21 protein-coding genes are annotated in these 21,982 nt (G+C 59.2%); 9 read left to right on the top strand and 12 right to left on the bottom strand.

Going from position 1 to position 21,982, the window contains the following annotated elements; genetic code table 11:
* Window positions 1-14: 14 nt before the first annotated feature.
* Entirely contained in the window at window positions 15-554 is a 540-nt protein-coding gene (rimP, locus tag QP884_RS01305; RefSeq protein WP_239228355.1) for a ribosome maturation factor RimP, read from the bottom strand.
* Window positions 555-592: 38 nt separating this feature from the next.
* Between rimP and QP884_RS01300 the strand changes: the two genes are divergently transcribed.
* A complete protein-coding gene (locus QP884_RS01300; RefSeq protein ID WP_284820292.1) occupies window positions 593-1,444 on the top strand; it encodes a DUF4439 domain-containing protein in 852 nt (283 codons plus the stop codon).
* 181 nt (window positions 1,445-1,625) lie between these two features.
* Entirely contained in the window at window positions 1,626-1,955 is a 330-nt protein-coding gene (locus tag QP884_RS01295) for a transglycosylase family protein (RefSeq protein ID WP_284820291.1), read from the top strand.
* A gap of 121 nt (window positions 1,956-2,076) precedes the next feature.
* On the opposite strand, the gene QP884_RS01290 is transcribed toward QP884_RS01295, so the two are convergent.
* Both QP884_RS01290 and QP884_RS01285 read right to left on the bottom strand, forming a co-directional pair.
* Window positions 2,077-2,439 carry a DoxX family protein gene (locus tag QP884_RS01290; RefSeq protein WP_284820290.1) on the bottom strand — a complete coding sequence of 121 codons (363 nt, stop codon included), beginning with the start codon at window positions 2,437-2,439 and terminating at the stop codon, window positions 2,077-2,079.
* A 39-nt stretch (window positions 2,440-2,478) separates the two neighbouring features.
* Window positions 2,479-4,248, bottom strand: coding sequence for a proline--tRNA ligase (locus tag QP884_RS01285; protein WP_284820289.1), 1,770 nt, complete (start codon window positions 4,246-4,248; stop codon window positions 2,479-2,481).
* Window positions 4,249-4,279: 31 nt separating this feature from the next.
* Between QP884_RS01285 and yaaA the strand changes: the two genes are divergently transcribed.
* A complete protein-coding gene (gene yaaA / locus QP884_RS01280; RefSeq protein ID WP_284820287.1) occupies window positions 4,280-5,002 on the top strand; it encodes a peroxide stress protein YaaA in 723 nt (240 codons plus the stop codon).
* A 30-nt stretch (window positions 5,003-5,032) separates the two neighbouring features.
* Here the strand turns inward: yaaA and QP884_RS01275 are convergent, their stop codons facing one another.
* From QP884_RS01275 to QP884_RS01255, 5 genes are all read right to left on the bottom strand, one after another.
* A complete protein-coding gene (locus QP884_RS01275; protein WP_284820286.1) occupies window positions 5,033-6,346 on the bottom strand; it encodes a DUF4921 family protein in 1,314 nt (437 codons plus the stop codon).
* Window positions 6,347-6,373: 27 nt separating this feature from the next.
* On the bottom strand, window positions 6,374-7,126 hold the full coding sequence (locus tag QP884_RS01270) for an ABC transporter permease subunit (RefSeq protein ID WP_284820285.1): 753 nt from the start codon (window positions 7,124-7,126) through the stop codon (window positions 6,374-6,376).
* Window positions 7,127-7,159: 33 nt separating this feature from the next.
* Complete coding sequence (locus QP884_RS01265) at window positions 7,160-8,059, bottom strand: ABC transporter ATP-binding protein (RefSeq protein ID WP_284820283.1); 900 nt, start codon at window positions 8,057-8,059, stop codon at window positions 7,160-7,162.
* A gap of 66 nt (window positions 8,060-8,125) precedes the next feature.
* Window positions 8,126-8,869, bottom strand: coding sequence for a response regulator transcription factor (locus tag QP884_RS01260; RefSeq protein WP_284820281.1), 744 nt, complete (start codon window positions 8,867-8,869; stop codon window positions 8,126-8,128).
* Window positions 8,862-10,046, bottom strand: coding sequence for a sensor histidine kinase (locus QP884_RS01255; protein ID WP_284820279.1), 1,185 nt, complete (start codon window positions 10,044-10,046; stop codon window positions 8,862-8,864). Before QP884_RS01255 ends, QP884_RS01260 begins: the two co-directional genes overlap by 8 nt.
* Window positions 10,047-10,113: 67 nt before the next feature.
* On the opposite strand from QP884_RS01255, the gene QP884_RS01250 reads away from it, so the two are divergent.
* Both QP884_RS01250 and QP884_RS01245 read left to right on the top strand, forming a co-directional pair.
* Complete coding sequence (locus QP884_RS01250; RefSeq protein ID WP_284820277.1) at window positions 10,114-10,935, top strand: PhzF family phenazine biosynthesis protein; 822 nt, start codon at window positions 10,114-10,116, stop codon at window positions 10,933-10,935.
* Window positions 10,936-12,291, top strand: a complete 1,356-nt coding sequence (locus QP884_RS01245; RefSeq protein ID WP_284820275.1) for a protein adenylyltransferase SelO family protein — start codon at window positions 10,936-10,938, stop codon at window positions 12,289-12,291.
* A gap of 85 nt (window positions 12,292-12,376) precedes the next feature.
* Here QP884_RS01245 and mqo read toward each other — a convergent pair whose 3' ends face one another.
* Window positions 12,377-13,873 (bottom strand): malate dehydrogenase (quinone), encoded by a 1,497-nt coding sequence (mqo, locus tag QP884_RS01240; RefSeq protein WP_005325195.1) that lies wholly within the window; start codon window positions 13,871-13,873, stop codon window positions 12,377-12,379.
* Between the two features lie 264 nt (window positions 13,874-14,137).
* Between mqo and QP884_RS01235 the strand changes: the two genes are divergently transcribed.
* From QP884_RS01235 to QP884_RS01220, 4 genes are all read left to right on the top strand, one after another.
* Window positions 14,138-15,166 carry an alpha/beta hydrolase gene (locus tag QP884_RS01235; protein ID WP_284820274.1) on the top strand — a complete coding sequence of 343 codons (1,029 nt, stop codon included), beginning with the start codon at window positions 14,138-14,140 and terminating at the stop codon, window positions 15,164-15,166.
* 27 nt (window positions 15,167-15,193) lie between these two features.
* Window positions 15,194-16,597: a mycothione reductase gene (gene mtr, locus QP884_RS01230; protein WP_239277465.1), complete on the top strand. Its 1,404-nt coding sequence runs from the start codon at window positions 15,194-15,196 to the stop codon at window positions 16,595-16,597.
* A gap of 316 nt (window positions 16,598-16,913) precedes the next feature.
* Window positions 16,914-17,306 (top strand): hypothetical protein, encoded by a 393-nt coding sequence (locus tag QP884_RS01225; protein ID WP_005328705.1) that lies wholly within the window; start codon window positions 16,914-16,916, stop codon window positions 17,304-17,306.
* 48 nt (window positions 17,307-17,354) lie between these two features.
* Entirely contained in the window at window positions 17,355-17,753 is a 399-nt protein-coding gene (locus QP884_RS01220) for a hypothetical protein (protein ID WP_005328707.1), read from the top strand.
* Between the two features lie 194 nt (window positions 17,754-17,947).
* Here the strand turns inward: QP884_RS01220 and map are convergent, their stop codons facing one another.
* The 3 genes from map to ispG form a co-directional block, all read right to left on the bottom strand.
* Window positions 17,948-18,817 carry a type I methionyl aminopeptidase gene (map, locus tag QP884_RS01215; RefSeq protein ID WP_005325202.1) on the bottom strand — a complete coding sequence of 290 codons (870 nt, stop codon included), beginning with the start codon at window positions 18,815-18,817 and terminating at the stop codon, window positions 17,948-17,950.
* Between the two features lie 66 nt (window positions 18,818-18,883).
* Window positions 18,884-20,737, bottom strand: coding sequence for a penicillin-binding transpeptidase domain-containing protein (locus QP884_RS01210; RefSeq protein ID WP_284820272.1), 1,854 nt, complete (start codon window positions 20,735-20,737; stop codon window positions 18,884-18,886).
* Window positions 20,738-20,818: 81 nt separating this feature from the next.
* Window positions 20,819-21,982: a flavodoxin-dependent (E)-4-hydroxy-3-methylbut-2-enyl-diphosphate synthase gene (gene ispG / locus QP884_RS01205; protein ID WP_179386645.1), complete on the bottom strand. Its 1,164-nt coding sequence runs from the start codon at window positions 21,980-21,982 to the stop codon at window positions 20,819-20,821.

Below are 21,982 nucleotides of genomic sequence, written 5' to 3'. Positions count from 1 at the left end.
CTCTCGGTTGCCGGTTAATTCTCGGCTTCTTCAAACGTCTTGCGCACTGCCTCTAACTCCTGTTCGGACGGCTGTGCAAACTCAATTTCTACCACTGCCCGGGCAATGTTTTCCAATCGTTCAGCGCGCGCCTGCACGTCCTTTTTGCTTGCCGTGATGAGGATTACGGCATCGGCGGCGTCGTTAAGCGCGCCAATGCGCGCCGATTGAGTCTTGCCATCGCCAAGGTCAAAGGAGACCTTGCGCCCCCGATTGCGGCGCCAGTGGCGCGGGGCGGTGAGCGGCAGGTCCACGCCGGGGGTGGAGACCTCCAAGGTATAGCCCGCACCGAAGTTCAGCTCTCCCTGCGCTTCCTTGTCATCAAAGAAGGCAGAAATCTCGTTGGATACTTCCTCCAGCACATCGGAGCTAGGGCGCTTATCGCCATCAATACGGATAATGACCTGGGATTTCTTTCCCGCCTTGGTGGTTTTAATGTCTTCTACGTCCAATCCCCGCTCAGCTAGTTTGGGTTGCAGGAGCTCGGTCAATTGTTGTGCATCTGGGAAAGCCATGTGCACTAGCCTACGTGCTACGGGGTACAGTCTTTTGCGTGAACCGCCGACGTTTAGCTTTAGCCCTCGTAGCCACAACCGCCACCCTGCCCACCTTGGCTGGGTGCCAAGCGGTTGATTCCGTCGTCGACTACTTTGGCCCGCGGCCAGAAAGCAGGCTGCTGGCGCTTGCCGACGCCGCCGCCACCGACGCCTTGTCCCTCAGCGGCGTCGATGACCATGCCGCAGGGCTGCGCAGCTCCCAGGCGGATGCCCTGTATGCCGAAATTACGCGGCTATGCGGCACGGATGATGCCGGCAATCCTCCACGATCCTGCGAGGTAGAGCGCCCTACCGAGGCCAACCACGCCGCAGACTCTGGCGAAATTATGGAAAATGCCGCTTCTGCGACGACAGAGGCAGCCGATGAGGTTACCGTTGAATCGCGCGTCCTAGTTACCGAGCAGGCCATCGCGCTCAATGCCTGGCTGCCTGGCGATGCCCCCGATATCCCCGAGCTTTCCCAACCGGAGCAAAAAAGCGCTGCCGATCTCCTGAGCTGGGAGTATGAGCAGGTATACGGTCTAGATTTCGCCCGCGCCTACGTTGGCCCCGAGCACGAGGACAAGGTGGATCATCGCCTAGCCGTTCATCATCGCCGCATCGACGCCCTCCAGGACGCACTTGCCCGCTACAGCAACACTCCACAGCCGGAGCCGGCCTATACCTCCGGAGAGCAAGAACTGCCCCACGATTCCGCTTCCGCCCTGGCCTTTATCGATGGCCTTGCCGAACACGACGGTCGCAAGTGGTCCGCTGCCGCTACGGGCGCAGCGCAAGAAGAATCCCCGGATCAGGAATGGGTTACTTGGCTCATTGGTATCGCGGCGGAGTCCCACGGCATGCACTAGACCACTGCGGCCCCAATCAGCCCCACCTGCCCGCCCGCTGGCAATCGGCCAGCGAAATGACAGCAACCTCTACGGCCCTATGCATTGCCTCGGCTCCTCCAGCATGCGTAGGTTGGTTCACCATGAGCTTGCAGGAGATTCCGCAAGCTAGACAGACACAAAGAGAAGGAGTTTCCTCTCAATGCGTTCTAAGAAGACCATGTTGACCGTATCCGCCGCAGCACTCGGCCTTGCTGGCTTGGCCGCGCCTGCTGCTACCGCCGCACCGGCTAGCGCCTGGGATCAGGTAGCTGCTTGCGAGTCCGGCGGTGACTGGCACATCAATACCGGAAACGGTTACCAGGGTGGTCTGCAGTTCAACGCGCAGACCTGGGCTGCCAATGGCGGCACTCAGTACGCCCCGACCGCTGACCAGGCAACCCGCGAGCAACAGATTGCCGTGGCCGAAAACGTCCTGGCCACCCAGGGTGCTGGCGCTTGGCCTAACTGCGGCGGCCCCGTCGCCGGCTAGTTTCTAGCTTCGGCATTTAACACGAAGCCGGCCTCCTCCCCTTCCCGCGGAACCCCGCGGAGCAAGGGAGGAGGCCGGCTTTTGTGTCCACCTGGCTGGCTAGCATGCAGCCATTGTGGCTTTAGGCCTCATGCTTGGCGATATTCCAGGCATACATCATCAACAACACCTGCAGCGGCTGGCGGATGATGTGGTAGAGCTTCTTTGGCCACCCTGCCTTGCGCTCGATCCAGGCGTGGTACATATTGGCCGGCCACACCGCAGCAAAGAGCGCGAGTGCGGAGGCACCTCCGAAGCCGCGGGTGGCACGGCGGCGAAGCAACGCACCGGTGGCAATCTCCCACAGGCCCGAAGCAAAGTTATAAAAGCGCGCAGGACCTGGCAGCTGCGGCGGAACAATGGATTCGAAAGTCTTCGCCTTCACAAAGTGCAATACGCCCATTGCTGAAAGCACCGTGGAAAGCCCATTCTTTTGAAAGTTCATGCCTTCCACGGTACCCCGCCGCGCAGAGTTGGGTCTTATTTAGCCATGCACGAGCTCGAGGATCTTGTCCACGATGTCCTCGGCTGAAACCTCGAGGGTCTCTCCACCGCGGATGCGCAGCTCAATCTTGCCTTCCTTGAAGGCACGGCCCAGAATTGCCACGAAGGGCATGCCAAGGAGCTCTGCATCCTTGAACTTCACGCCTGGGGAGACCTTTGGGCGGTCATCGAAGAGCACCTCGAGCCCCTTGGCAGATAGCTCCTCCACCAGCTTGTCACCGGCCTCCATGGCTGCTGCATCCTTATTGGCCACGGCTACGTGTACCTGGTAAGGAGCGACGGCAACCGGCCAGTTGAGGCCCTTGTCGTCATGGCGCTGCTCGGCCAAGACGGCCAGCATGCGGGTAATACCAATGCCATAAGAACCCATGGTAGGAACGGCGCGCTTGCCGTTTTCGTCCAAAATCTGGACATCGAAGGCCTCGGTGTATTTGCGGCCCAGCTGGAAGATATGGCCGAGCTCAATGCCGCGCTCCAGGGTCAAGGTGCCCTGGTTATCAGGAGCCAGGTCGCCTTTTTTAACCTCTGCGGCCTCAATGAACTCATCCACGGTGAAATCGCGGCCGGCCACGCAGCCAACCACGTGGCGCTCGCTCGCATCGGCGCCGGTAATCCAAGCCGTACCCTTGACCACGCGTGGATCGGCCAAGACCTTGATGCCATTGGCGTTCAAAGCGCGCGGGCCAACATAGCCCTTGACCAAGAAGTCATTGTCTGCAAAGTCCTTGTCCCCGGCCAGCTCAAACTCCACCGGCTCGAGTGCAGCCTCAAGGCGCTTCTCATCCAGCTCGCGGTCGCCAGGGATGAGAACGGCTGCCAACTCGGACTCGCGCTCTTCGCTCTCCGCAGCCGGGTGGAAGAGCTTGACCATCATGCACTTGAGGGTGTCTGCCGCGGTAACCTCGCGGCCGTCGACAGTAATGCCGGCGCCCTGGGCCCACTCGACCAGTTTGTCAATGGTCTCGGCCCCCTGGGTGTCGTGCTCCTGTGCTTCCGGCTGGCCCTCAATATCCTTCTCCGCCGGTGCTGGGGTCACCACGGCCTCGACGTTGGCTGCGTAGTCGCCCTCGGTGGAGCGCACAAAGGTATCCTCGCCCACCTCAGAGACGGCGAGGAATTCCTCGGACGCGGAGCCGCCCATGGCACCAGAGGTGGCCTTACAGATGGCGTAATCGATCTCCAGGCGGTTGAAGATATTCTGATACGCCTTGCGGTGGCGGCCGTAGGACTCATCCAAGCCCTCATCGGTCATGTCGAAGGAGTAAGAATCCTTCATCGTGAATTCGCGGCCACGCAGCACACCAGCGCGGGGGCGCTCCTCATCGCGGTACTTGGTCTGAATCTGATAGAGCGTGACCGGGAAATCCTTATAGGAGGAGTACATATCCTTGACCGCGCTGGCAAACATTTCCTCGTGGGTAGGGCCAAGCAGCATATCTGCGTTCTTGCGGTCCTTAAGGCGGAAGAGGTTATCGCCGTATTCAACCCAGCGGTTGGTCTTTTCATAAGGCTCGCGCGGCAGCAAAGCAGGAAAGAGCATCTCCTGGCCGCCAATGGCGTCCATTTCCTGACGGACTACATCTTCAATCTTGCGCAGGGTGCGCAGACCCAACGGCAGCCAGGTATATACGCCCGGCGCGACGCGGCGTACATAACCGGCGCGTACGAGCAACTTGTGGCTAGGGACCTCGGCATCTGCGGGGTCCTCACGAAGGGTTCGGAGAAATAGTTCAGAAAGGCGGGTAATCATGCACAAAAATATACCCCGCTACCCTGTATACATGCTCATTATCCTCCCTCCTTCAGAAACTAAGGCCCATGGCGGTACGGGACAGCCCCTTGACTTTGGGCGGCTATCCTTTCCAGAATTGCACGATACCCGGCGCGAAATTGTCGCTGAGCTGCAGTCTCTCCCGGTAGACGAGGCAATGGAGGTACTCAAGCTCTCGGAAAAGCTGCGCGGTGAGGCCGAATCCAATCAGGGGCTTTTTACCACCCCCACCATGCCGGCCGTGTTGCGTTATACCGGCGTGCTTTTTGATGCCTTGGATGCCCCTTCCCTGCCCACGTGGGATCGCCTTGCTATTGGCGACGCCCTCTTTGGCGTCCTCCGCGCCAGCGACCCCATTCCGCATTACCGGCTTTCGGGTGGCTCCAAGCTTGGCGGTCGCACCATGAAGTCGCGCTGGGGCACACAGATTACGCAGGCACTCGAGGGGGTAGACGAGCTTATTGTGGATCTGCGCTCGGGTACGTACCAGCAATTGGGCCGGGTAAAGGATGCGGTAACGGTACGGGTGGAAAGCGTGCAGGACGATGGATCGCGCAAGGTGGTCAGCCACTTCAATAAGCACTACAAGGGCCTTTTAGCCCGCGAATTAGCGCTCTCGCCTGCTGACGCCTATAGCGCCGCCGACGTTGCCGCCATCGCGCGCGCCGCGGGTATGACCGTTGAGGAGCCGGGGCCTGGGTCGAGTGAGCTTACGCTCGTCGTCAAGCGCTAAGCCCACCTTGAACGACTCACCACAGCGTGCCTAGCGCAGCTGTGGGTTATACAGCAGGCTATTGCGCTGTACCGAGCATTCGGTAGCTACGCGGACCGAGCGGGCAACATGCCCGGACTCGCGCAGGGAATAAAGCTGGCTTACTACCCTATCGCGCAGATCCCAGGGCGAGATGGTGTTGAGATAAATCTTGGTGCCGCCTTCAAATCCGGCAAGGGTAGAAATGCGGAGCTTGATGAGAATGCGCCATGGCTGAGCGACGTCGACGTCGGCAGGCTTGTGGTGCCACTCCTCATTGCAGGGTACCTCGCGGCCCACTGCGGCGTGGGCGGCGTGAACAAGGTCGCTCATGGCGCGAATTTCCTCTTCTGACTGCCGCCAGGGCTCACAGGTAGCGGACTTGGAGTAGACCTCCAAGGTGGGATAGCGGTGCCCAAAGCCGGCGAAGAGCACAGCATGGTCAGTTTCTGCAACGATGAGGTTGCGGCTAGCGGCATAGTCCACGGCCCACTCGTTGTACATGTTCATATTGCTGCGCAGCATCTGTACCTCCCGGTGGGAGGCCATGCCGCGGTCATCGATGGCAACGAGCTGCTTGTGCAAGTGCTCAAAGGAGGCGCCGGCTGGCTGCAGCCAGTTTTGGAAGGCCACCACATAGGGGGCGTAGCGGTTGCGCTCGTAGAGGTCGCGCATGGCATCGATAGTCAGCTGCATAAAGAGCAGGTGCTCTTCGGCGCTGAGGGTGCCAGAGGACACTAGCTGTGAATCATCCTGCGCACCACGCTCAAAATGGCGCCCAGCCACAATGACGTCGTGGCCTCCTGCGAAAAAGCCCGCCGCCTGTTCTATAAGTTCCTCTTCGCTTGCCTCGGGCAGGTGCGCTGCCTTGCGCTTGGTACGCACGATCTTGAGCACATGTTCCCGGCCGGCAGGATCGGCAAGGTAGTTGTCCATGCGTTGGCGGGTCTCCGCATCCATGTCGAAGCCGTAGTTGGCGTGCCAGTAGTCATAGGAGACGATTTCAAACAGATTGGGGATGCGGCGAAAGGCCGACACGGTGTGTCCGTATTCGCGCAAGGGCAACCCACGCACAATCCCGCCGGATGGCAGGATGCGGGCCTTTTCCGGTGGGGTATCAGTCATGCGCCCTGAGCAAAAGGCGCAGCGGTGGGTGAAGTCTTCTTCCTGCAGAGGCTGCGGGTTAGCCACTGGCGTGGACAGCGGGCGGTTGCCGCGGCCTGGCACGGTCCATACCTCGGTTCCGGAGAACGGGTTGACCTGCTTGACCGTGCCATCCCGCATGGTCTGGATAGGTTCTATGCGGGCAAAAAGTGCATCACTCATGCCCACCAGCGTAGTTAGTTCTGGGAGTTATTTGGCGACGGACCGACGGCGGGATACTACGCATGCACCACCGACGCAGACCGCGAGCATCACGCCAAGAATCAATGCGCACACACCGCGGGAATGGTCCAAGCCGCCTCGCTCGCTGCCAAGAACCAAGGTTTGCATATTGGCAAATGGCATGACGTTCAAGATGGATTGGGCCCACGAGGTATTGAAGGCTATAAGTGCCGTTTCTAGCACGAAGAATTCCACGACTAAGATCATCGCAGCGAAGGTGCCACTGCGCAGCAAATATGCCAGCCCCATAGCAAGTAGGGTGAAACCGGTCCATTCCACATAAGCCAGCACAATCTGGTTGCACTCCGGCCATTGGGTGAAGCTAGCAAAGTTAATATCGCCGCCGAATGCCGCAATCAGCAAAGTTCCCACAGCCATGCCCAGCGTGGCGGCAAGCAAGAGTGATACCAAGATGACTAAGAATTGGCTGAGCACGATGCCAACGCGGCGATTGGAGGAAAGATAAGACCATGCAACGGTTCCCTTCCCCAGGTCACCGCCGACCATCATCGCGGAAGCGAAAATCATGACTACGACAGCAAGTTCACTGGCAACAGAAACATCACCAGATTGAAATTTGCCATCCACGCTGCCGTTGAAGTCATAGCCCCAGGCCATGAGCACACCGCCGGCGGCCATGCCGAGCGCCACGATGGCGAGGTAGACCCAGGTAGAGCGAAGAGAAAAGAGCTTGCGGGATTCTGAAACCACAGTATTCATAGAAAATCTGTCCTTTGCGATTGAATTGTGCGTTTAGGCGGAGCGGTAGGCCACGTGGTCGGCGGTCGCGCCGAGGTAGGCCTCTTCCAGGGAGGGCTGTTTGCGTTCCAAGCTGGAGATAAGAATGCGGTTATCCAGGCAGATGCGGCCGATGTCGGAGCCTTCGAGGCCGCGCACGCGCAGGACCTCACCGTCAAAGGAGGTTTCCGCATCGGTGCCGTGCAATAGGCGCAGGAGTTCATCGGGCTGGTCAACGATGACTTCGAGGCTTGCGCCACCAGTTCCGTTGACGAATTCATCCATGGTGCCCTCGCCCAGCAGCTTGCCTTTGCCGATGACTACGAGGCGGTCTGCGGTGAGCTGCATTTCCGAAAGCAGGTGGGAAGATACGAGGACCGAGCAACCGGCCTCGGCGAATTCGCGGATGCGGGCACGCATCCAGTGCACGCCTTCGGGGTCGAGGCCGTTGACGGGTTCGTCGAGAAGCAAGTGCTTCGGCTCGCCGATGAGCGCACAAGCAAGGCCCAGGCGCTGCTTCATGCCTAGCGAATAGCCGCCCACGCGCTTGGTGGCTACCTGAGTTAGGCCGACGCGGTCCAAGGTGTCATCCACGTGGTTCATAGACACGCCCTGCAACGCGGCCATGTACCCCAGGTGGGCACGAGCGCTGCGGCCCGGGTGGAACCAGTTCGCATCCAGCAAGGTGCCCACCATGGTGGCGGGATTGGACAGTTCACGGAAAGGCGTGCCATCAAAAGTCGCGGTGCCGGAAGTCGGATTCTCCAGACCCACGCACATGCGCATGGTGGTGGACTTGCCGGAACCATTCGGTCCGAGGAAGCCGGTGACTTGACCGTCTGGAACCTCGAAGGAGAGGTCATCTACTGCTTTAAAGGAACGGAAATTCTTGGAAAGGTGTGAAACTTTGAGCATGGTTCCCATCGTGCCGCCTGACCGGCACAAAGTAACCATCCTTGGGAGTGATTTAGCAGGTCATACCTAGGGATGAGAGAGCAGTTCCTCCACCGAAACCACGCCATGAGTAAGCGCGTAGAGCACGGCATGCACGCGGTCACGCGAGCCGGTTTTCGTCAAGATGTGGCGCACGTGAGTCTTGACCGTGGCCATGGAGACGAACTCGCACTCGGAGATTTCGGTATTCGAATACCCCAGTGCCATTAGCTTGAGGACGTCCAGCTCGCGTGGCGTGAGTTCTTCTGCCGGAGGGGCGGTAGCCGCTGCCGCAACGGGGGTGGCATGTGAATTAGGCTGTGACGCGGACTGCTCGCTGCGCAGTTGCTGCAGCACCTGGGCGGTAATGCGCGGTGAAAGGACGGCCTCGCCGGAATGTACGGTGCGAATGGCGGCGAGGAGATCTTCCGGTTCGACGTCTTTGAGCAGGAATCCGGAAGCCCCGGCGGAAATGGCGCCATGGACAAAGTTCTGGTCATCGAAGGTGGTAAGCATGATGACCTGGGTGTCCGGGAATTCCGGCAGCAGCCTTTCGGTGGCGGCGATGCCATTGACGCGGGCCATCTGAACATCCATGAGCACGATATCGGCAGGCTGCGCGCGGGCGAGGTCGAGGACTTCATCGCCATCGGATGCCTGCCAGACAACGTCCAAATCCTCTTGGGAACCAAGAAGCATGGCGAACCCGGCGCGCACGAGAGGCTGGTCATCGACCAGGCCTATACGGATGGGGCCGGCGGGTGCACCTGTTGGTTGCTCAGGGTTAGTCATTGGGTACCTCCACGGTGATAAAGAAGTGTCCGTCCTCTGTGCGGGTAGCAACGCTGCCGCCATAGGCCTTAACGCGCTCACTCATTCCGATGAGTCCGTAACCGGGCTTGTGATTGTCTGGCGTGCGTGCGGCCGGGTTATCGGCGCTCAATACTAGGCCGTTTCCAGTAGAGCGGAAACGCAGCACTCCCCTTTTATCGCGGGAATGCTTGAGCATATTGGTCAAAATTTCTTGCACCACGCGGTAGACGGTGAATTGGTAGAGCTCGTCGCTTTCGGTCGGCAGGTCCTCCAGCCCGTGCACGGTGATATCGAAGCCGCTGCGACGGGCTTCCGAAATAAGGCCGGCAATATCGCTCGCGCCAGGCGCCTTGGTATCGGCGCGGGAATCGCCATCTCGCAGCACAGAGAGCAATCCGCGCATCTGCTTGAGGGAATCGCGGGAGGTAGAGGCGATGGTTTCTAAGGCTTCTGTGGCCGCTGCGGGATTTTTGGCGGCAGCGAACCGGGCGCCGTCGGCAAGAGCGATAACGCCCGCTAAGTTATGCGCCACAATGTCATGCATTTCGCGGGCAATGCGGTTGCGCTCTACCGCGCCGGCCATCTCCGCACGTTCAATCAGAAGCTGCTGGTCCTCGCGCTTTTTGCGGTCATTGGTGCCAAGCAGGAAGAAAAAGCCCATGACCGGCCACGCGATAATAACAACGGAGGCTAAGGACACTAGGGGATCAATCTGTGCTCCCTCGAGTCCAAAATCAATATCACTAAAGATAAGGTTTCCAAAATGCTGTGCCCACACAGAGAAAAGGGTGCCTACGCCTATCCAGGCAATCCATACACGGCGCATGCGCTTCGGGGAATGCGCCCCAATGAGAAAAACGCAATACGCCAAGGGAAAAGCATGGACGTTACTCAGCGCGGCCAAAGGGGTAAAAAGACACAGGGTAAAGACAATAGCGATTGCGCCTATCGCCTTTTCCTTCAACTTAGGATGCAGCCACAACGCCAATGGGAGAACCACGCAATAAAGAACTAAAACGCCCCTGTGAAAGAGGGAATCCCCGTCCACTACATCAGCAGCATAAGAAACCGAAGAAACCCAGAAAAACAGCGGAATGAGAATTCTCCACGGTGGGCCTACCCACGCGCGAAGTGCATCGGGCCATAGCTTCTTCATGGCTTTCTAGGCTAGCGCAGGCTCTAGGCCATAGTCCTCATCCCTGGGGCTGACTAGACTGGCGGGCATGCACCACGAGTTCTTTGAGGTTGATGTTTTTGCCACGGGTGCCTTTAACGGCAATGCCTTGGCGGTGATTGCGGGCGCCGATGGCCTAAGTACCGAGCAGATGCAGGCAATCGCGAACTGGACCAACTTTTCTGAGACTACCTTCTTGCTCGAACCTCACGACGCCCGCGCGGACTACCGCGTGCGCATTTTCACCCCGTACGAGGAGTTTGATTTTGCCGGCCACCCCACGCTGGGTAGCGCTGCCGCGTGGCGAGCGCTGGGTAATAACCCGCAGACGAAGGGAATTATCATCCAAGAATGCGGCGTGGGTCTGGTGACCGTCCGCGAAGAGGGCGAAGTCTTTTCCTTTGCTACCCCGCCGCTGCGCCACGAAGAACCGCTGAGCCCGGCGGAGCTGAAGGAGGCCTGCGCTGGGTTGGGGCTAGATAACGCGGATATTGTGGACCATGGCTGGGTGGACAATGGCCCGGGCTGGCGCCTGCTGCAATTGCCCGATGCCGCGGCGGTGCGCGCGGTTGAGCCCCGGGACGAGCGCCCCAAGATCGGCGTTGTGGGCCTTAATCCCAACGCCACAGAGAGCGAGCCGGCCTATGAGGTGCGGGCCTTTACCACCCAATTCGAAGACCCAGTCACCGGTTCTTTCAATGGCGGCGCCGCGCAGTTTATGCGCTCGCGTAACTTGGTGCCGGCGCGTTATACCGCAACACAAGGCAGCCAAATTGGCCGGGCGGGCGAAGTATTTATCAACGATGACGGCACGGATATTTGGGTGGGCGGCCGCGCCCAGATTCGCGTGCGCGGAACACTGGAGGTCTAGATGCAGCTACACCACGATTTTGCCCAGAAGCTTCCCCACTTGGTTCGCCCCACCGAGGGTGAGGAGCAACCGAACCCACAGATGGTCATCCTGAACGAGGATCTCACCACAGAGTTGGGCCTCGACCCGGACTGGCTGCGCTCCTCCGAGGGCATAGATTTCCTTACCGGCCGCGCAGGCGGCCACGCCATGGCATATTCCGGCTTCCAATTCGGTGCGTTTAACCCGCAGATGGGAGACGGCCGGGCCATGCTCTTGGGCGAGGTGGAAAAGGACGGCCGGCTATGGGATCTCCATGCCAAGGGAACTGGGCTTACTCCCTTTTCCCGCCTCGGGTCCGATGGCCGCGGAACGCTATCTTCCATGCTGCGCGAGTATTTAGTCTCTGAGGCTATGCATGCCTTGGGTGTTCCCACCACCCGGGCGCTGGCGGTTATCTCCACCGGACGACCCATTCAGCGCGGGCACGTGCAACCGGCCGGCATTGTGGTACGCGTGGCAGCCAGCCATATCCGCGTCGGCACCTTTCACCTAGCCGCGCAGACGGATTACACCCGACAGTTGGCCGACTATGCCATTGCGCGACACTACCCTGGCGCGGGCTACCAGGAATTTTTCACCCAGGTGATGGATGCACAGATCCGCACCGTGTCCCACTGGATGCGCTTGGGCTTTATTCATGGCGTGATGAATACGGATAACACCACCATCTCTGGCGAAACCATTGACTATGGCCCCTGTGCCTTTATGGAGGCCTATTCGACCGCCACGGTCTTTTCCAGCATCGATAGGCAGGGCCGTTATGCCTTTGGCAATCAACCCTCCATTCTGGGATGGAACCTGGCCCGCTTGGCAGAATCCCTCCTGCCGCTTTTTGATTTGGACATGAATAAGGCCATGGACTTTGCCCAGGAATCCATCACCGGCTTTAGCGACCGCTTTGCGGACCAGCGCAGAGCAGATTTAACACAGGCTTTGGACACCTCCCTGGAGGTCGCTTCTTCTTATGCGACCGCCATGCAGCTCAACGGCCCAGATATCACGCTCGCTCACCGCGCTCTTGCCGACGCCGCCGCGGGCCACCCCACCCTCGCCCGCGAGCTCTTTGCCGAGGGAGACTTCTTGGATGACTACCTTGCCTCCTCGCCCGATCCTTCCCGCGTCGATAGCGCCATGCCGCGGGTTATCCCGCGCAATCTCGCCGTAGAATCCGCGCTGGATGCTGCCGAACGCGGGGAGATGGGCCCGTATCAGGAGCTCCTCCACGCGGTCACCCACCCGTGGGAGCCCAACCCCACGTTCGAATCGCCGGATCCTAATGGTCTCGAGGGCTACCTCACCTACTGCGGCACCTAGGGCTGCCATTACCTGCCTAGGACGCACGAAACCCTCGCACCGGCACGAAGGGGGTGCGAGGGTTTGTGAGGCCGAAAGCTAGCTCTTAGCGGTCCAGCTTCAGGGTCTTCTGGGTGTACTCCCACATCTCGTCGTACAGCTTCTCATCGTTGCGCAGCTTGATGCCATAAGACGGAACCATCTCGCGGATCTTGTCTGCCCAATCAATCATGTGCTCGCCGAAGCAACGCTCCAGCAGCTCCAGCATGACGGCCGGGGCAATGGATGCACCCGGGGAAGCGCCGAGCAGGCCGGCGATATTGCCCTCCTGGTTATTCACCAGGGTGGTACCGAACTCGAGGGAACCGAACTGCGGGGCGCCAGCAGGCTTAATCACCTGGACGCGCTGGCCAGCGATAACGGTCTCCCAGTCGCTTTCCTTTGCTTCCGGTACGTACTCGCGCAGGGCTTCCACGCGGTCCGAGAAGCTCTTGCGCACCTCATCGACCAAGTACTTGGTCAGGCCGAATTCTTGCACGGCAACGCCGAGGTAAGAGGTGATGTTGTCTGGGCGGATGGACTTGAATAGGTCCAGGTAGGTGCCCTTCTTCAGGAACTTCGGGCTCCAACCACCGTAAGGACCGAAGAGCAGACCCTTCTCGCCGTCGATCACGCGGGTATCCAGGTGCGGCACGGACATTGGCGGGGCGCCCACGGCAGCCTTGCCGTAGACCTTTGCCTGGTGCTGCTCGATAAGCTCAGGGTTCTTGGAGCGCAGCCACAGACCGGATACTGGGAAGCCTGCGTAACCGGCAACTTCCTTCACCTTTGCCTTGCGCAGCAGGTCCAGGGCGTAACCGCCGGCACCTACGAAGACGAACTTGGCCTTGACTACGGTGATGTCGCCGGTGTGCTTGTTCTTGGAGTACACCTTCCACGCGGAGCCATCGCGCTTGATATCGATGACCTCATGTCCATAGCGGATCTCGGTGCCGGAGGCCTTGGCTGCGGTCAGGAACTGCTTGGTCAGCGCGCCAAAGTTGACGTCGGTACCAGCGTCGGTCCAAGAAATGGCCACCTTATTGGAGAAGTCACGGCCCTTCGCCATCAGCGGCAGCTTCTCAGCAAAGTCGGAATCGTCTGCGGAGAACTGCATGCCCGGGAACATGTGCTTCTCGCTCAGCACATCATAGCGGCGCTTGAGGTAATCCACCTGGATTTCGCCCTGTGCGAAGGACACGTGCGGAACCGGGTTAATGAATTCGCTCGGGTCGGTGAGAATACCGTTGTTGAGCTGGTGGGACCAGAACTGGCGAGACTTCTGGAACTTCTCGTTGATGCCCAGAGCCTTGGAGATATCAATGCGGCCGTTCTTCTCCGGGGTGTAGTTCAGCTCGCACAGTGCGGAGTGGCCGGTACCGGCGTTATTCCACGGGGAGGAGGACTCCAATGCGGGGCCATCCAGGCGCTCAAAGACCATTTGGGTCCAGCTGGGCTCCAACTCGCGGAGCATAGCACCCAGGGTGGCGCTCATGATGCCAGCACCGATTAGTGCTACATCGACCTCGTCTACAACCTGTGCTGTCTTCTTAGCGGAGGACACTGTGTTATTACCTCTTCGAATTGAAAATAGATATCCATCGGCGCGGTCTACGCCTTGATTTGTAGCGCTTAGCGCCCCGCGCCACCATCGCTGCACTATGACAACCTGGCAGTGCGTCACGCATTAAGGCCTTACTCTACGCTTTTCTCATCCAGTTTGGGATTTCTCCCCCAGACCAGTGGCAAAAATGTGGGAATTTCCGCCCCCACTATTTACACCCCACCGGCAACACCATAAATTCTTCATTGCACCTAGAATCGAGGCATGGTTACACACTCCCCGGTATGGGGCCCAGACAAACTTGGCCCTGACTATGAAGCTGCCACCATCGACTTGGGTACAGACCCCGATGGCGAGGGCGACGTGATCACCACGCTGGTGCACTACGCGCCGGAGCACGCGGGTGGTACTGCACATGAGTCAGCCGCCCCGTCACGCCCGGCACTGGTGTGGCTACACGGCATGACCGATTATTTCTTCCACACCCACGTAGCCGAGCACTTTGCCGCCGAGGGTTATGACTTTTATGCCATCGATCTGCGCAAGTGCGGCCGCTCGCGCCGCTCGGGCCAGTCGTGGCACTATGCTTCGGACCTGGCGCTGTACTTTACAGACCTCACCGCCGCTCTTGATGCGATCCCCAATGATGAAGTCATCTTCATCGCCCACTCCACCGGTGGCTTGATCGCCCCGCTGTGGATGGATCATCTGCGCCGAACCGACCAAGAACGCCACCAACGCTTGGCGGGCCTCATCCTTAATAGTCCATGGCTGGACATGATGGGCGTGCCCGGCCAGGTCCTCACTCCCCTCAAGCCGCTGCTCTACACATTGGGCCGCATCGCCCCCATGACTCCCCTGCCTGGTGGCAACCTCACTGCTTACGGCGAGTCCGTGCATAAGGATTTCTACGGCGAATGGAATTTTGACCTCCGCTTTAAGCCACTGGCGGGCCATAAGAAATATGTCGGTTGGATAGCCGCGGTATTCCACGGCTTTGATGCTATTCACAGCGGCCGCGTTGATGCCGGTGTCCCCATCTTGACGCTGCAGTCCACTCGCACCCAATTGGGTCAGCCTTACTCCGACAGCGTGAACCACGCAGATGTCATCATCGACGTTGCGCAAACGCGGCGCTGGGCAAAGGAACTTAGTGCCCACTACACCTTGCATCCCATCAAGGGGGCTAGGCACGATGTGTTCCTATCGCTTCCGGACCCGCTCCAAGAAGCTTTTGACGCCTGTGACAAGTGGCTGCCCACCGTCCTAGAAACCCCACAATCTACTCAGTAATTAAGCCCCTATATATAAGGAATAAACGTGACTACTTCACACCAGTCCCACACGCCCGCTGCCGAGGAACATTTCGACCTCATCATCATCGGCACTGGCTCCGGAAACTCCATCCCTAGCCCGGATTTTGATGACCGGAAAATCGCCATCATTGAAAAGGGCACCTTTGGCGGGACCTGCCTCAACGTAGGCTGCATTCCCACCAAGATGTATGTCTACGCCGCCGATATTGCCCTAGCGGCGCGCGAGGCCGGCCGGCTCGGCCTTGATGCTCAGGTCACTAGCGTGGATTGGGATTCCATCGTGGACCGGGTCTTTACCAACCGCATCGACCAGATTGCCCAGGGCGGCGAACAGTACCGTCGCGGCGAAGAAACCCCGAACATTACCGTGTTTGATGAGCACGCCCGTTTCGTCGGCCCGAAGACCATTCAGACCGGCGAGCATGTCATCAGCGGCGACCAGATCGTCATTGCCGCCGGCTCCCGTCCGGTCATTCCGGAGGTCTATGCCAACTCGGGCGTGAAGTACTACACCAATGAAGACATCATGCGCATGGACCACCAGCCAGAAAGCCTCATCGTGGTAGGCGGTGGCTATATCGCCATGGAGTTTGCTCATGTCTTTGACGGCCTCGGCACCAAGGTCACCGTGGTCAATCGCTCCGAGACCTTGCTACGCCACCTGGATGATGACCTATCTAGCCGCTTCAACCAGATTGCTCGCGATCGCTTCGACGTGCGCATAGCCAATGGCACCAAGCTCGAGGAAACTGACACGGGCGTGCGGTTGGAGCTCGACAATGGTGAGTCCGTGGAAGCAGAAGCGATTCTGGTTGCTACTGGGCGCACCCCAAACGGCGATCAGATGGATCTGGACAAGGCGGGCATTGAACTGCTTGCCGACGCCCGCGTGAGCACCGACGAGTTCGGCCGCACCACCGCCGAGGGTGTTTGGGCGCTCGGCGATGTCTCTTCTCCATATATGCTCAAGCACGTAGCCAATGCGGAGACACGCGCAGTGCAGCATAACCTGCTCCACCCAGAAGATCTCCGCCCACTGCCCCACGACAATGTCCCCGCCGCCATCTTTACCCACCCACAAATCGCCACAGTGGGCCTAACTGAGAAGCAGGCGCAACAGAAGGGCTTCGACGTCACCGTCAAGGTACAGAACTTTGGCGACGTTGCCTACGGCTGGGCTATGGAAGATCACACCGGAATCTGCAAGCTGGTAGCAGACCGTTCCACTGGGCAGCTTCTCGGCGCGCACCTGATGGGCCCGCAGGCCTCAACCTTGATCCAGCAATTGATTACCGCGATGGCCTACAAGTTGGACATGCGGGAATTCACTCGCAACCAATATTGGATCCACCCTGCGCTGCCAGAAGTAGTGGAAAATACCCTTTTGGGACTGGAGTGGAATAAGTGAACTGTTACGTGATCCTTCTCACACTCCTCCAGTTTCTTCCCAGGGTTTAGGGCGTTTTCCCACTTCACGCCAAGGAAGTCCCATTCACAATTTCAGGAAATTCACCACCATAAAGGGGCCCAAATTAATTTAATCGCTGAAATTCCGGTCTTTGACGTGCAAAAGGACGGGAGTTTTACTAAATTCACTTGGGACACCGGCTCGAGCCGATACGAACACGGCTACCGCGTGTTTATGAATACCGCCTGTGTATTCAATAACACTTTGGTTTCCCAGTGCGGAAGCCTTGCAAGTACGACTTTTAAGGAATTTTGATATGCGTATCCGCAATGCAGCAATCGCTGGCGCAACCGCTCTCGCCGTTGCCTTCGGCGGCACCACCGTCGCTTCCGCTGCCGACACCGTCAACCAGAACGGCAACAACGTCACCGTAGAGCAGGCTAACCCTTCCAAGACTGGTAAAGGCCAGGCCGAGGACCAGACTCCAGAGGACTACACCCCTTCCCTGTCCTCCAAGCTTGGCCACAAGCTCGAGGGCGACAAGGCAGCTAACGGCGTTGCCATCTTTGGTTCTTCCAAGGACTTCTCCGGCCAGCCAGCATGGGCAAAGGTCTTCTACGGTGCAACCGTTGTAGCAGGCGTTGGTGCCCTGCTCGGCGGCATCATCGGCCCTGTTTACAACTTCTTCGTACACGGCCCGTCCTTCTAAGCAACAGCCACACGGCTCAATCAAAACTTCCGAAAGGTAATTTTCACAATGCGTAACTTCCGCACCGCAGCCGTTGCTGCTGCTACCGCTGTCACCGTAGCTTTCGGCGGCGTTGCCGTCGCTTCTGCAGAGTCCTCCACCGCCAACGAGAGCACCGGTTCCTCCCTGTCCTCCAGCTCCTTCACCCAGAAGGGCAAGGAGTGGGGCGCATGGACTCCGGGCGAGGACGGCAAGCCGGTAGTAACTGCAGACAACCAGGTCACCGGCGAGGACATGTTCGGCAAGGAAACCTCCGAAACCATCCCGGAGTGGGCTTCCAACTGGAAGAAGGGTGCTACCGCACTGGGCATCACCTCCGTTATCGGCGCAATCATCGGCGCTTACAACTACGCTGTTTACAACGGCATCATCCCGCAGCACATCCTGGACCCAATCTTCCGCCGCTAATTGTTAGCCGCAGATTGGCTCTAGATAGCTAGGGCTTGCACGGGCCTCGTTCTTGTAACGAGGCCCTTTTTGCTATATATAGTCGCTCCGATACGGCCGACTGCTCCGTGGGAAGTCGGCAAGAATACAAAGGCCGCCTCCACTCCCCTTCTCTGGAAATGGAGGCGGCCTTCAGTTTGTTCTGAGACTAAGTACTAGTCCTCATCTGGAATGGTAAGGATTTCATTGCCGTCTTCGGTGATGACGAGGGTGTGCTCAAACTGGGCAGTGAACTTGCCGTCGGTGTTTTGGACGGTCCAGTCATCATCCCAGATCTCGTAATCCAAGGAGCCGAGGTTAATCATCGGCTCAACAGTTAGGGTCATGCCAGGCTCAAGGATGTCGCGGTACACGGTCGAGTCATGGTGTAGGACCACAAGACCGTTGTGGAAGGTTGGTCCGACGCCGTGGCCGGTGAAATCGCGCACGACGTTGTAGCCGAAGCGCTTGGCATAAGACTCAATAACGCGGCCAATGACGTTAATCTCACGGCCGGGCTTTGCGGCCTTGATGCCGCGCATGGTGGCCTCCTTGGTGCGCTCTACCAGCAGGCGGTGTTCCTCGGAGACATTACCGGCGAGGAAGGTGGCGTTATTGTCGCCGTGGACGCCGTTCTTATAAGCGGTGATATCGATATTGACGATGTCGCCATCCTCAATCACGGTGGTATCCGGGATGCCGTGGCAGACAATCTCGTTGAGGGACACGCAGCTGGACTTGGGGAAGCCGCGGTAGCCCAGCGTGGACGGGTAAGCGCCGTGGTCGCACATGTACTCGTGCGCCACGCGGTCCACGTAATCAGTGGTTACGCCCGGCTGCACGGCCTTTCCGGCCTCCTTGAGGGCGTTGGCTGCGATCTTGCAGGCCTCACGCATCTTCTCAATGACCTCTGGGGACTGGACGTAGGGCTCGCCTACGGCCTCCTGCACCTCGTCTTTCCACACGTACTCGGGGCGCTCGATGCTCTCCGGCACGGTGAGGATCGGAGTGGGCTTGCCTGGCTTTAGCTTTCCTCGATTACTCATGGTTTCCCATGGTAGTCCTCTGCGCCCATAATGCAGCAGCCGGGGTCACGAGGGCAGGCGGGGTTTCTACCCTTCGGCCGGCGGAGCCGCACCCTCGTGCGGTCCGGACCGGTAGTCATCGACCTTCTGCAAGAAGTTGCTAGTGATATTGACCGAGACATCGGAGCCGCCGCCCAAAACCACGAGGGTGGCAAAGGCGATATCGTCTTCTTCCCGGTAACCGGTAAACCAGGCGTGCGAGCCCTCGTTAATCTCGGCCTCACCGGTCTTGCCGTAAATCGTGCCGCCCGCCGCCATGCTGCGTGCGGTACCGCTAGTAACCACTTGGCGCATCATGGCGCGGACGTTATCTAGCACAGGCTTCGAAATCTGCTGCGGCTTATCGGAGGCTTTGGTTTCGTGGCCTTCGATAAGCGTGGGCGTAGGCGTCTTGCCATTGGCAACCGTTGCGGAGACAAGCGCCATGCCGAAAGGGCTAGCCAAGTCGTAACCCTGTCCATAGCCAGCTTCAGTGCGCTCGAGTGGTTCTTTGCCCTCCGGAATGGAACCGGTAATGGTAGTAAGGCCTGGGATTTCGTATTCCACGCCGAAGCCAAACTTTTTGCCCATATCCTTCAACTCACCAGGCTTAAGCTTGGTGGAGATATCCGCGAAGGTAGTGTTGCACGATTGTGCAAAGGCTTGGCTGAGCGGAACGCTACCTAGGGCGAAGGCATTGTAGTTGGTCACCACGCGGCCAAAGATATCCATGGTGCCAGGGCACGGAACGATGGTATCGGTATTAAGCCCTTGCTTTTCTACGCCGGCCGCCGCGGTGAGAATCTTGAACACCGAGCCCGGAGGGTACTGACCTTGGAGGGCTACGTCGCCCTCTTCATCGGCCTTCTCGGTTTGGGCGACGGCCAAGATATCGCCATTGGAGGGCCGAATGGCTACGAGCATGGCCTGGGAATCGGCACGCTCATTGACCGCCTCTTGCGCGGCACGCTGCACGTCGTAGTCCAGACCTACCTTGATCGACGGCGCCGCATCAGGGTCGTGCTTTTCCACATCAGAGAGCGCCGCACCATTTTCATTGACCACAGAAATGGACCAGCCGGTTTGGCCATCGACTTCATCTTGGACCGCGGAACGCACGCGCGACATCAGATCGGGTGCCAGGCCACGGTCGCGGGTGACCAGAGCCGGTTCTTCATTGAGGCGCACGCCGTCCATGCCTTCCACCTTGGGGCGCACAGCCTTGGCTTGATCCTCCGTAAACATGGTGACGGAAAAGGAGCCGTCTGCATCCTCCAATTTTTTCGCCAGATCCTTGGCATCCATCTCCGCAATGGAGTCATCCTGGCGGTGGGCGGCAGCCAGTGCGCCGCTGACCTTGGAAGCGGTGGGCCGCACATCATCCAGCGAGCTGGTATCTACCACCAGCCGGTAATTCAACCCCGGGCTCATCAATTCCACCCCGTTGGAAGAAACCACGCTGGCGCGCTCTGCTTCCAGTGCGCGCAGTTCCAGGTGCTGATTTGCTCCCAGGTCGGGGTGGATAAGGCTCGGCTTCCACCGCACCGTCCACTCATCCTCAGTCTTGGTCAGCGTCATCTGCGTGTCATAGCTCAAGGTGCGGTCCTTGGGCAGGTCCCAGGTGACCTTGTAGTTCGCCGTGGCGAGGTTCTCATCCTGGTCCACGCCTTCAAGCTCCATGTCGAGCCCCTCGGCTTGCAGGCCGGAGTAGGTGGCATCGAGAGCGGAGGTGGCGTCCGAGGGGGCGTCGGTAAGCGCGGCTAAACCGTCATTATTCCGGGACTCCATCCCCTGGAGGAATTCCTCCGCCACCGGTTCCGCGGAAACCGGCTTCGGCGTACAGGCAACCACGCTGGTGGAGGCGAGCGTGATAGTTGCAACCAGCGCGACCAACTTCTTCATGTCTTGGCACTCTAGCAGCGCAAGCGCCAAAAAAGACTGCCCCACACCGAAGTGCGGGGCAGTCTGCTCAAAGTGGGTGAATTACTGGGTTACGCGAACCTCAGCCTTGGCGCCTTCCACGGCTTCCATACCCTGCTCATCGGCAATGCGCATGGCCTCTTCAATGAGGGTCTCCACGATCTTGTCTTCCGGCACGGTGCGAACAACCTCGCCCTTAACAAAGATCTGACCCTTGCCATTGCCAGAAGCAACACCGAGATCGGCATCGCGGGCCTCGCCTGGGCCGTTGACAACACAGCCCATCACGGCAACGCGCAGCGGGAACTCCATGCCGTCCAAGCCGGCGGTAACTTCTTCTGCCAGCTTGTAAACGTCCACCTGGGCGCGGCCGCAGGACGGGCAGGAGACGATTTCCAACTTGCGCGGGCGCAGGTTGAGCGACTGCAGAATCTGGTCGCCCACCTTGATTTCCTCTACCGGCGGGGCGGACAGGGACACGCGAATAGTATCGCCAATGCCCTCTGCCAGCAGTGCACCGAAGGCCACGGAAGACTTGATGGTGCCCATGAACTTCGGACCAGCCTCGGTCACACCGAGGTGCAGCGGGTAATCAGTCTTTTCCGCCAGCTGGCGGTAGGCCTCCACCATCAGAACCGGATCGGAGTGCTTAACGGAAATAGCGATATCGCCATAACCGTGCTCCTCAAAGAGGCCAGCCTCCCAAATAGCGGACTCGACGAGTGCCTCCGGGGTGGCCTTGCCGTACTTTTCCAGCAGGCGCTTGTCCAAGGAGCCACCGTTCACGCCGATGCGGATGGGAATGCCGGCATCGCCTGCTGCCTTAGCAACTTCCTTCACGCGGCCATCGAACTCGCGGATATTGCCTGGGTTCACGCGGATGGCGGCGCAACCAGCATCGATGGCCTGGAAGATGTACTTAGGCTGGAAGTGGATATCCGCAATCACCGGAATCGGAGACTTCTTGGCAATGGCCGGAAGTGCCTCCGCATCGATGGGCTTAGGGCAAGCCACGCGCACGATATCGCAGCCGGAAGCGGTCAGCTGCGCGATCTGCTGCAGCGTGCCGTTAATGTCGTGCGTCTTGGTATTGGTCATTGACTGCACCGAGATGGGCGAGTCAGAGCCGACGCCGACCGGGCCCACCTGCAGCTGACGAGTCTTGCGGCGCGGGTGCAGGACTGGTGGTGGGCCGTCTGGGATTCCTAGACCGATGGGGGTCGACAT

This window comes from Corynebacterium tuberculostearicum (genome assembly GCF_030229345.1).
GTDB classification, from domain to species: Bacteria; Actinomycetota; Actinomycetes; order Mycobacteriales; family Mycobacteriaceae; genus Corynebacterium; species Corynebacterium tuberculostearicum_G.
Note: the sequence above shows the minus strand (reverse complement) of the source record. Positions and strands in the feature narration are given on the sequence as shown.

What these genes read in the sequence shown, in the direction of transcription:
- rimP (WP_239228355.1), bottom strand. Translation starts at nt 554, where the DNA reads ATGGCTTTCCCAGATGCACAACAATTGACCGAGCTCCTGCAACCCAAA.
- QP884_RS01295 (WP_284820291.1), top strand. Translation starts at nt 1,626, where the DNA reads ATGCGTTCTAAGAAGACCATGTTGACCGTATCCGCCGCAGCACTCGGC.
- QP884_RS01290 (WP_284820290.1), bottom strand. Translation starts at nt 2,439, where the DNA reads ATGAACTTTCAAAAGAATGGGCTTTCCACGGTGCTTTCAGCAATGGGC.
- QP884_RS01285 (WP_284820289.1), bottom strand. Translation starts at nt 4,248, where the DNA reads ATGATTACCCGCCTTTCTGAACTATTTCTCCGAACCCTTCGTGAGGAC.
- yaaA (WP_284820287.1), top strand. Translation starts at nt 4,280, where the DNA reads ATGCTCATTATCCTCCCTCCTTCAGAAACTAAGGCCCATGGCGGTACG.
- QP884_RS01275 (WP_284820286.1), bottom strand. Translation starts at nt 6,346, where the DNA reads ATGAGTGATGCACTTTTTGCCCGCATAGAACCTATCCAGACCATGCGG.
- QP884_RS01270 (WP_284820285.1), bottom strand. Translation starts at nt 7,126, where the DNA reads ATGAATACTGTGGTTTCAGAATCCCGCAAGCTCTTTTCTCTTCGCTCT.
- QP884_RS01265 (WP_284820283.1), bottom strand. Translation starts at nt 8,059, where the DNA reads ATGCTCAAAGTTTCACACCTTTCCAAGAATTTCCGTTCCTTTAAAGCA.
- QP884_RS01260 (WP_284820281.1), bottom strand. Translation starts at nt 8,869, where the DNA reads ATGACTAACCCTGAGCAACCAACAGGTGCACCCGCCGGCCCCATCCGT.
- QP884_RS01255 (WP_284820279.1), bottom strand. Translation starts at nt 10,046, where the DNA reads ATGAAGAAGCTATGGCCCGATGCACTTCGCGCGTGGGTAGGCCCACCG.
- QP884_RS01250 (WP_284820277.1), top strand. Translation starts at nt 10,114, where the DNA reads ATGCACCACGAGTTCTTTGAGGTTGATGTTTTTGCCACGGGTGCCTTT.
- QP884_RS01245 (WP_284820275.1), top strand. Translation starts at nt 10,936, where the DNA reads ATGCAGCTACACCACGATTTTGCCCAGAAGCTTCCCCACTTGGTTCGC.
- QP884_RS01235 (WP_284820274.1), top strand. Translation starts at nt 14,138, where the DNA reads ATGGTTACACACTCCCCGGTATGGGGCCCAGACAAACTTGGCCCTGAC.
- QP884_RS01225 (WP_005328705.1), top strand. Translation starts at nt 16,914, where the DNA reads ATGCGTATCCGCAATGCAGCAATCGCTGGCGCAACCGCTCTCGCCGTT.
- QP884_RS01220 (WP_005328707.1), top strand. Translation starts at nt 17,355, where the DNA reads ATGCGTAACTTCCGCACCGCAGCCGTTGCTGCTGCTACCGCTGTCACC.
- map (WP_005325202.1), bottom strand. Translation starts at nt 18,817, where the DNA reads ATGAGTAATCGAGGAAAGCTAAAGCCAGGCAAGCCCACTCCGATCCTC.
- QP884_RS01210 (WP_284820272.1), bottom strand. Translation starts at nt 20,737, where the DNA reads ATGAAGAAGTTGGTCGCGCTGGTTGCAACTATCACGCTCGCCTCCACC.
- ispG (WP_179386645.1), bottom strand. Translation starts at nt 21,982, where the DNA reads ATGTCGACCCCCATCGGTCTAGGAATCCCAGACGGCCCACCACCAGTC.